The sequence below is a fragment of the Mycobacterium sp. genome (assembly GCF_051006775.1).
Classification (GTDB): Bacteria; Actinomycetota; Actinomycetes; order Mycobacteriales; family Mycobacteriaceae; genus Mycobacterium.
The window spans coordinates 1-9,225 of the sequence record NZ_JBPCSX010000010.1 but is presented as its reverse complement, the minus strand read 5'-3'; the positions used below and the strand labels follow the sequence as shown (position 1 = coordinate 9,225).

Annotated in this window: 6 protein-coding genes; 5 read left to right on the top strand and 1 reads right to left on the bottom strand. The window is 71.1% G+C overall.

What is annotated here, in order from left to right:
• Together ACR2JI_RS00610 and ACR2JI_RS00605 are read left to right on the top strand one after the other, a co-directional pair.
• Positions 1 to 2,127: PD-(D/E)XK nuclease family protein (locus ACR2JI_RS00610; protein ID WP_526386936.1), on the top strand; the 2,127-nt coding region annotated here is incomplete at its 5' end.
• Positions 2,120 to 5,299, top strand: a complete 3,180-nt coding sequence (locus ACR2JI_RS00605) for an ATP-dependent helicase (RefSeq protein WP_526386934.1) — start codon at positions 2,120 to 2,122, stop codon at positions 5,297 to 5,299. The genes ACR2JI_RS00610 and ACR2JI_RS00605, both read left to right, overlap by 8 nt.
• Here the strand turns inward: ACR2JI_RS00605 and ACR2JI_RS00600 are convergent.
• Complete coding sequence (locus tag ACR2JI_RS00600; RefSeq protein ID WP_526386932.1) at positions 5,247 to 5,663, bottom strand: DoxX-related protein; 417 nt, start codon at positions 5,661 to 5,663, stop codon at positions 5,247 to 5,249. The two genes, ACR2JI_RS00605 and ACR2JI_RS00600, sit on opposite strands and share 53 nt — an antisense overlap.
• Before the next feature lie 42 nt (positions 5,664 to 5,705).
• Between ACR2JI_RS00600 and ACR2JI_RS00595 the strand changes: the two genes are divergently transcribed.
• From ACR2JI_RS00595 to ACR2JI_RS00585, 3 genes are all read left to right on the top strand, one after another.
• Positions 5,706 to 6,782, top strand: coding sequence for a potassium channel family protein (locus ACR2JI_RS00595; protein WP_526386930.1), 1,077 nt, complete (start codon positions 5,706 to 5,708; stop codon positions 6,780 to 6,782).
• Between the two features lie 7 nt (positions 6,783 to 6,789).
• Positions 6,790 to 7,704 (top strand): NAD(+) diphosphatase, encoded by a 915-nt coding sequence (nudC, locus tag ACR2JI_RS00590; RefSeq protein ID WP_526386928.1) that lies wholly within the window; start codon positions 6,790 to 6,792, stop codon positions 7,702 to 7,704.
• A gap of 21 nt (positions 7,705 to 7,725) precedes the next feature.
• A partial coding sequence (locus ACR2JI_RS00585) for an MFS transporter (protein ID WP_526386926.1) occupies positions 7,726 to 9,225 on the top strand: 1,500 nt, incomplete at its 3' end.

Sequence of the window (9,225 nt, the reverse complement as noted above, 5' to 3'; positions counted from 1 at the left end):
CGGGCCATCAGCGGTGTGGCTGCCGGACTGCCCGGTGCCGGGTGGCGGCGGATCCAGGGTTCCGGTGACGAGGAGGGGTCGGTCACGGTGCGGGTGACGGCCTCGGCCCATGCCGAGGCCACCCTGATCGCCGACGCGCTGCGTCGCGCTCACCTCGTCGACGGACTGCCGTGGTCACAGCTCGCGGTGATCGTCCGCTCAGCGGCCACCGCCGCGGCCATCGAGCGTGCGCTCTCGACCGCCGGCGTTCCGGTCGATCCGCATTCGGCCGGCGGCCCGGTCGCCGATCAGCCCGCCGCCCGCGCACTGCTGACCGTGCTGGGAGCCACCGTCGGCACTCTCGACGATGAGCGGGCCACCGCACTGCTGACCGGACCGATCGGCCGCATCGATCCGGTCTCGCTGCGTCAGCTGCGCCGGGCGCTGCGGCGCAATGGAACTGGACTCGCCCAGGCGTTGACCGGTCGTGCCCCGCATCTGCCCGGAGCGCTGGGTGGCGCGGTCAAACGGGTGCGTGGCGTGCTGGCCGGCGCAGCCCGGGCCAACCGTGAGCATCACGATCCGCGCTACACGCTGTGGCAGGCCTGGGAGCGCAGCGGTCTGCAGCGGCGCTGGCTGACCGCCGCCGAGCGTGGCGGGTCCGACGGCGCGCTGGCCGACCGTAATCTGGCCGCGGTGACCGCGCTGTTCGATACCGCCGAGGCATATGTGGCCCGCACCACCGGTGCGTCGGTGTCGGGTCTGCTCGATCATGTCGCGGCCCTGCAGTTGGCGCCGGTGGCCGCCGATGAGACCGCCACCGAGACCGTCGCTGTGCTCAGCCCGCACGCCGCGCTGGGCCGCGACTGGGAGATGGTGGTCATCGCCGGTGTGCAGGAAGGTTTGTGGCCCAACATCATTCCGCGTGGCGGGGTGCTGGGCACCCAGCGACTGCTCGACGTCTTCGACGGCCTGGGCGATGACGTCTCCTCGCGCGCGCCGCTGCTGGCCGAGGAGCGCCGGCTGATGATCGCCGCGCTGGGCCGGGCCCGCCGCCGGCTTCTCGTCACCGCCGTCGACAGCGACAGCGGTGACGAGTCCATGCTGCCCTCAACGTTCGTCACCGAACTCGCCGCGTTCGACACCGGCGATATCGAGGAGACTGCCCGGCCGGTGCCGGCTCCGCCGCTGCTGTCGCCGTCGGCGGTGGTCGGCCGATTGCGGGCAGTTGTGTGCGCACCGGACGGCGAGGTCGACGAGGACCGGCGAGCCCGTGCCGCAGCACAATTGGCCCGACTGGCCACCGCCGGTGTTCCCGGTGCAGACCCGGCGCAGTGGCACGGTATGGCGGCGCTGAGCACTGACGCCCCGCTGTGGACCGGCCCGCTGGGTGCGGAGCACACCGTCACCCTGAGCCCGTCGACATTGCAGACCCTGACCGACTGCCCGCTGCGCTGGCTGGCCGAAGCCCACGGCGGCACCGGTCCGCTTGGTCTGAGCTCCACGCTGGGCTCGGTGGTGCACGCCCTCGTCGCCGACTCGGCCACGAGTGAGGACCGGCTGCACGCCGAGCTCGAAGCGCTTTGGGCCGCAGTGCCGTTCGACTCGCCCTGGTATGCGGCCAATGAGCTCGACCGGCACCGGGCCATGCTGTCGGCGTTCGTGGCCTGGCGTGCCGCCACCCGCCATGAGCTCACCGAGGTCGGTACCGAGGTCGAGCTGACCGGTGAGGTGGGGCCGGGGGTGGCGGTGCGCGGGCGCATCGACCGGCTTGAGCGCGACGCGCAGGGCCGGCTGGTGATCGTCGACGTCAAGACCGCCAAGAGCCCGGTCACCAAGGACGACGCCCAACACAATGCCCAGCTCGGCCTCTACCAGTTGGCCGTGGCAGCCGGCCTGCTCGCCGATGACGGATCGGGGGAGGGCGATGAGCCCGGCGGTGGGCGGCTGGTCTACGTCGGCAAGGCCACCGCGGGCGGTGCCGCCACCGAACGCGAGCAGACCGCGCTGGCGCCCGAGGCCGCCGACGAGTGGCGTGAGGTTGTGCAGGATGCTGCCGCCGCGACCGCCGGGCCGCAGTTCATCGCCCGGGTCAATGACGGCTGTTCGCACTGTCCCATCCGACCGTCCTGCCCGGCCCATGCCTAGGCCCGCGCGGTACAGCCCCGCGGAATTGTCTGCCGCCCTGGGACTTCCGCAGCCCACCGATGAGCAGGCCGCCGTGATCGCGGCCCCGCCCGGGCCGCTGGTGGTGGTTGCCGGCGCCGGGGCGGGCAAGACCGAGACCATGGCCGCCCGGGTGGTGTGGTTGGTCGCCAACGGTTACGCCGATCCCGGTGAGGTGCTCGGCCTCACCTTCACCCGCAAGGCCGCCGGGCAGCTGCTGCGCCGGGTGCGCTCCCGGCTGGCCCGGCTGGCCGGGCACACCGGGGAGAACGCCGCGAGCCCAGCCGCGTTCCCCGCGGTCAGCACCTATCACGCGTTCGCCGGGCAGCTGCTGCGCGAGTTCGGCCCGCTGCTACCGGTGGAGCCCGACGCCCGCCTGCTCAGCGAGACCGAGATGTTCCAGCTGGCCTATGACGTGGTGCGCGCCCATCCCGGGCCACTCCCGTTCGACAAGAACCCCGCCGCGGTCACCGCGATGGTGCTCAAGCTCTCCGGTGAGCTCGCCGAGCACCTGGTCGACACCGCCGAGTTGCGGCACACCCACGTCGAACTCGAGCGGCTGGTGCTCACCCTGCCGCCCGGGCCGCGCCAGCGCGACACCGGCCCCAACCGCAAGCTGCTCGACATGCTCGACACCCAGACCCGGCGCGCGGCACTGGTGCCGCTGATCGACGCGTTGCACACCCGGATGCGCGCCGAGAAGGTGATGGACTTCGGCTCGCAGATGTCGGCGGCCGCCCGGCTGGCGGCGTCCTGCCCGCAGGTCGGCGAGGCGTTGCGGCGGCGCTACCGGGTGGTGCTGCTCGATGAGTACCAGGACACCGGGCATGCCCAGCGGGTGCTGCTGTCGGCCCTGTTCGGCGGTGGGGTCGATGAGAGCCTGGCGCTGACCGCCGTCGGCGACCCGATCCAGTCCATCTACGGCTGGCGCGGCGCCTCGGCCACCAACCTGCCCCGGTTCACCACCGACTTCCCGCTCGCAGACGGGTCTGCGGCGCCCACGCTGGAGCTCTCGACCAGCTGGCGTAACCCGCCGCGCACCCTGGCGTTGGCCAACGCCGTCTCGGCCGAGGCGCGGCAGCGTTCGGTCGGGGTGCGACCCTTGACGGCCCGGCCCGATGCCGATGCCGGCACCGTGCTGTGCAGCCTGCTCAACGATGTTGTCGCCGAACGTGATTGGGTGGCCGACCAGATCGCCGCCCGCTACGGCGAGGGAGTGACGGCCGCGGTCCTGGTACGCCGCAACGCCGACGCCGGCCCGATCGCCGAGGCGCTCACCGCCCGGGGAATTCCCGTTGAGGTGGTGGGGCTGGCCGGCCTGTTGTCGATACCTGAAGTGGCGCAACTGCTCTCGACACTGCGACTGGTCGCCGACCCGGCCGACGGCGCGGCCGCGATGGCGGTGCTGACCGGACCCCGCTGGCGGCTGGGCGCTGCCGATCTCGCCGCACTATGGCGGCGTGCGATAGCGCTGGACCGCGGGCGGCCGCGCGCGGCCACCGCCGAGGAGATCATCGCCGCAGCCGCCGATCCCGACACCGCATCGCTGGCCGATGCGATCGCCGACCCGGGTCCGGCGGAGGCCTTCTCGGCCGAGGGCTACCGGCGCATCGGCGCCCTGGACACCGAACTGACCCGGTTGCGCGGCTATCTGTCGCACCCGGTCAACGACCTGGTGGCCGAGGTCCGACGAGTGATCGGCATCGACGCCGAGGTCCGCGCCGACGGCGGCGGCACCGAACACCTGGACCGCTTCACCGACACCGTCGCCCGCTACACCGAGCGCTCAGGCGCCGATGTCACCGGACTGCTGGCCTACCTCGATGCCGCCGCCGTGCAGGAGAACGGACTGTCGCCGGCTGATGTCGGCGTGGCCGAGGGCCGGGTGCAGGTGCTCACCGTGCACGCGGCCAAGGGTCTGGAGTGGCAGATCGTCGCCGTCCCGCATCTGAGCGCGCGGGTGTTCCCGTCCACCGCCATGCCGCGCACCTGGCTCAACGACCCGGCTGATCTTCCGCCGCTGTTGCGCGGGGACCGTGCGGATGACGGGCTGCAGGGTGTCCCGGTGCTCGACACCGACGAGGTCTGCGACCGCAAGGCCCTGCAGGACGTCATCGACGCCCACCGCGATCAGCTCAGCCGCCGCCGGGTCGACGAGGAACGCCGGCTGCTCTACGTCGCAATCACCCGCGCCGAGGACACCCTGCTGCTCTCCGGTCACCACTGGGGAGCCACCGAATCCACCCCGCGCGGGCCGTCGGAGTTCCTCGTTGAGATCAAAGGCATCATCGAGGGCGCTGCGGAGACCGGGTCCTGCGGGCAGATCGACCAGTGGGCACCCGAACCGGCCGACGGTGAGCCGAACCCGTTGCGCGACAATGCCATCGAGGCGCAGTGGCCCGCTGACCCGCTGCACCGGCGTGCAGATGTCGAGCGCGGCGCGCAGCTGGTGGCCGCCGCGATGGCCGCAGCGCCCGCCGAGCCGGGGGAGGACCCCGACGGCTGGGCCGCCGACGTCGACGCCCTGCTGGCCGAGCGGGAACGCACCGGCACTCCCGCCGCGGTGGCGCTGCCCGGGCAGCTGTCGGTCAGCGCCCTGGTCGAACTCGACAAGGATCCGCGCGGCGCCGCCCGGCGGCTCACCCGCCGGCTGCCGGCCCGGCCCGATCCGCACGCCATCCTCGGCACCGCCTTCCACGAGTGGGTGCAGCGGTTCTACGGCGCGGACCGGTTGTTCGACCTCGATGACCTGCCCGGCGCAGGGGAATGCGATGCGGCCGATGCCGCCGAACTCGAGGCGCTGCAGGCCGCGTTCACCGCATCCCCGTGGGCCGCGCGCACCCCGATCGACGTCGAGGTGCCCTTCGAGATGGCCATCGGCGACACCGTGGTGCGCGGCCGTATCGACGCGGTGTTCGCCGACGCCGACGGCGGCGTCACCGTGGTGGACTGGAAGACCGGTGCGCCGCCGGCCGACGAGGAGGCCCGTCGGCACGCCGCGGTGCAGCTGGCCGTCTACCGGCTGGCCTGGGCCGCGCTGGCCGGTCGGCCGGACTCACAGGTGCGGGCGGCATTCCACTACGTGCGCCCCGGGCGCACCGTCACGCCGGAAGGGTTGCCTGGGCCGAGCGAGCTGGCGGCGCTGCTTTCCTGACCTTCAAGGCCGCCACGATCATGGGAATCTGCAGCGGCAGCCGGGCCAGGGCCGCGATCCGCATCGGCAGGGGCTTGTCCTTCCACAGCCGCACCATGTTGACGTTGGCCGGGAAAACCGCCAGGAACAGGGCCACCGCGGCCAGTGCCGAGGCCCGGCGGGTCCGCGGCAACAGCAGCCCGGCGCCGACTCCGACCTCGGCGACACCGGAGGCCAGCGTGTAGAACCGGGCGCTGCCGGGCAGTTCGGCCGGAACGATCGTGTCGAACGGTTTGGGCGCCAGGAAGTGACCGACGCCGATACCGATCAGCATGGCTGCCATCCGGTAGGCGGGACGCTGGCTGTCGGATGTGGTCTGAGTCATGGGTACATAATGCTCGTGTGCTGCCAATCCTGCGGGTGACTTGTGGCTGATCGATTACTTCGGCGCAATCTCGACGCGATCTCCGAGGATCTCTCGGTCAAACCGGACTCCGCTCTGGTGGACTACCTGCGGATCCCGCACGGGTACATCGGCCCCATCCGCCTCATCGTCCGCCGGCTGCTCTACGCCACCGCCGCCCTGTTCGCGGCGGTGCTCATCGTCTACGTCGACCGGACCGGCTACCGCGATGCCCGCGGTGAGCCGATGACGTTCCTGGACTGCCTGTACTACGCCACGGTGTCGCTGTCGACCACCGGCTACGGCGACATCACCCCGATCACCGAGCGGGCCCGCCTGGTCAACGTCGTGGTGATCACCCCGCTGCGGGTGGCGTTCCTGATCGTGTTGGTCGGCACCACCGTGGAGTCGTTGACCGAAGCGTCGCGGCAGGCGGCCAAGATTCAGCGTTGGAGGAAAACCGTGCGTAACCACACCATCGTCGTCGGCTACGGCACCAAGGGCCGCACCGCCGTGTCCGCGATGATCGGCGACGGCGTGCCGCCCGCCGACATCGTCGTCGTCGACACCGAGCAGGCGTCGCTGGATCGCGCCAGCACCGCCGGTCTGGTGACCGTGCGCGGCGACGCCAACAAATCCGATGTGCTGCGCCTGGCCGGCGCCCAGCACGCCAAGGCGATCGTGGTGGCCACCAGTTCCGACCCGGTCGCGGTGCTGGTCACCCTGACCGCCCGCGAACTGGCCCCGCAGGCCAAGATCATCGCCGCCGTCCGCGAGGCGGAGAACCGCCACCTGCTGCTGCAGTCCGGCGCCGACTCGGTGGTGGTGTCCTCTGACACCGCCGGCCGATTGCTCGGGCTGGCCACCAGCAAGCCCGCCGTCGTGGAGATGATCGAGGACCTGCTGACCCCGCACGAGGGTTTCGCCATCGCCGAGCGCGAGGTCGACCCCAAGGAGGTCGGCGGTTCGCCCAAGCACCTGACCGACATCGTGCTCGGCGTGGTCCGCGACGGAAAGCTCTACCGCGTCGACGACCCGCACGCCGACGCCCTGGAGGATATGGACCGGCTGCTCTACGTACGCAGCACGGAAGGGGAATGAGTCCCGCGTGAGTTTCCGGCTGCGCAATGTCCCGCTGCTGTCGAGGGTCGGCGCCGACCGCGCCGATCATCTGCGCACTGACGTCGATGCCGCCGTCGCCGGCTGGGCCGAGGCGGTGCTGCTGCGGGTCGATCACCGCAACCAGGTCCTGGTGGTCGACGAGGAGGTGGTGCTGAGCCCGGCCATGGACTTCGCCGCCACACCACCGGCCGACGCGGTGTTCCTCGGCCGGGTCGAGGACGGCCGGCATGTCTGGGCGGTGCGCGCCGAGCTGGTGGCACCCGACGGTGTCGAGACCAAGGTCATTGAACCGCGCCGCGGTGGGGTTCGGTTCGCGTCCGCCAGCGCGCAGCTGGTGGCCTGTGCGCTGGCATTGCTGAATTGGCATGACAGCTCACGCTTTTCGCCGATCGACGGTTCGCCGACCCGACCGATCCGGGCCGGTTGGGCCCGGCGTAATCCGCTGACCGGCAACGAGGAGTTCCCGCGCATCGACCCGGCGGTGATCTGCCTGGTGCACGACGGTCACGACCGCGCGGTGCTGGCTCGGCAGACGATGTGGCCGCCGCGGCTGTTCTCCATCCTGGCCGGCTTCGTCGAGGCCGGCGAGTCGTTCGAGTCCTGCGTGGTGCGCGAGATCGCCGAGGAGGTCGGCCTTGACGTCACCGATGTGACGTACCTGGGCAGCCAGCCGTGGCCGTTCCCGCGCTCACTGATGATCGGCTTCCACGCCCTGGGGGACCCCGAGCAGCCCTTCGCCTTCCGCGACGGCGAGATCGCAGAGGCGGAGTGGTTCACCCGCGACGAGGTGCGCGCGGCTCTGGAGGTGGGCGATTGGAGCAGTGACTCCGAGTCCAGATTGCTTCTGCCCGGATCGATTTCAATCGCCCGGGAGATCGTCGAGTCCTGGGCCCACGCCTAGCCGCCGGACTAGCATCGCCTCGTGAGCCAGCGCGGACCAGTCGCCGGGTTGGCGGCCATCATGACGACGGTGGCCATGGGCCTGGGCAGCGCCGTCGCCGTCGGCGATCTGCGCATTCTGGCCGGCAACATCTCGCTGGTGCGCAACGGGTTGGGCTTCTCGCACGGCACCACCATCTTCGTGTCCTCGCTGGCAACGCTGACCCTGGCCGCCTCGGTGCTCGGGGCGGGCGTGCTCGGCGACAGGTACGGCATGAAGCGGATGTTCGTCCTCGGAGCCTGCGGCGCGGTCATCTTCGGGTTGCTCGGCGCCGCTGCACCCAACGTGGTGGTGCTGTTGATCGCCAGGGCCTGCATCGGGGTGGCATTCGCATTCCTCAGCGGCCTGTCGCTGGCCATCATGAACGCGGTCTTTTCGCCGCAGCGCCGGGCCGCCGCAATCGCCTGGTTCCTCGCCGCGGTCTACGCCTTCGGCGTGCTGCCGCCGACGGTGGGCAGTGTGCTGGCCGAGCAGATCGGCTGGCGCGCAGGACTTCTCGTCACACCTGTGCTCGCGGTTCTGGTCGCCGTCATCACGCTGCGGTATGTGCCGGAGACGCCGAGCACGCACCAGAGGATCGACATCCCCGGACTGCTGCTGGTGGCCGTCGCGCTCATCGGGGTCACCTACGGCATCTCCGGGTTGCAGGCGGGGGTCAATCTTGCGTCGATTGCGCCGATCCTGGCCGGGTTGCTGGCGGGTGCGGCGTTCATCTGGTGGGAGCGCCGTGTCGACAACCCGGCGCTGGATCTGCGGATCTTCCGCTCACCGCGGTTCAACGCCGTCGTGACCGCCGGTGCGGCCAACAATCTGGTGCAGGGCGGGTCGCTGACACTGGTCACCTTCTACCTGATCGTCGTACGCGATCTGTCGACGTGGGAATTCGCGCTGCTCCTCATTCCGGCCACGGCGGTGTCCGCATTGGCTGCGGTGGTGGCTGGCCGGGCAGCGGCGCGGTTCGGCAACTGCGCCGTGGTGGTGGCGGGCCTGGCGGTCTTGGCGGTGAGTCTGCTGGCACGGCTGACGTTCAGGATCGACACCCCGGTCGCGTTTGTCGGTGCGGTGATAGCGCTGACGACGGTCGGCGGCGCGATCCTGCAGACCCCGCAGACGACGGTGATGATGTCGAGTGCGCCAACACATCTCGGTGGCGTCGTCTCCGCGGTGAAGGCGGCCGTGGGAGGCACCTTCTACGGGTTCGGCGCGGCGCTGTTCTCGATCTTCGGCATCATCCTGTTCATCGGTAGGTCCGGCGCAAAGCTGGCCGACGCCGGCATCAGCATCGAGCAGGCCGGCGACGTTCTCAGCACCAGCACCACCCCCGGGGAGGTCATCCCGTCGGGGTTGGATCCCGAGCGCACCGCGTGGGTGATGTCCGAGGCCACCGCAAGCGCACTCGAGGCGGGCCTGACGCTGAATCTGGTCATGACGGCCATCCCGGTGACGGCGATCGTCATCGTGCTGTCGCTCTTCCGGCGTGAG

Excerpts from the sequence above, each read along its gene's own strand:
- ACR2JI_RS00600 (WP_526386932.1), bottom strand. The coding sequence starts at position 5,663 with ATGACTCAGACCACATCCGACAGCCAGCGTCCCGCCTACCGGATGGCA.
- ACR2JI_RS00605 (WP_526386934.1), top strand. The coding sequence starts at position 2,120 with ATGCCTAGGCCCGCGCGGTACAGCCCCGCGGAATTGTCTGCCGCCCTG.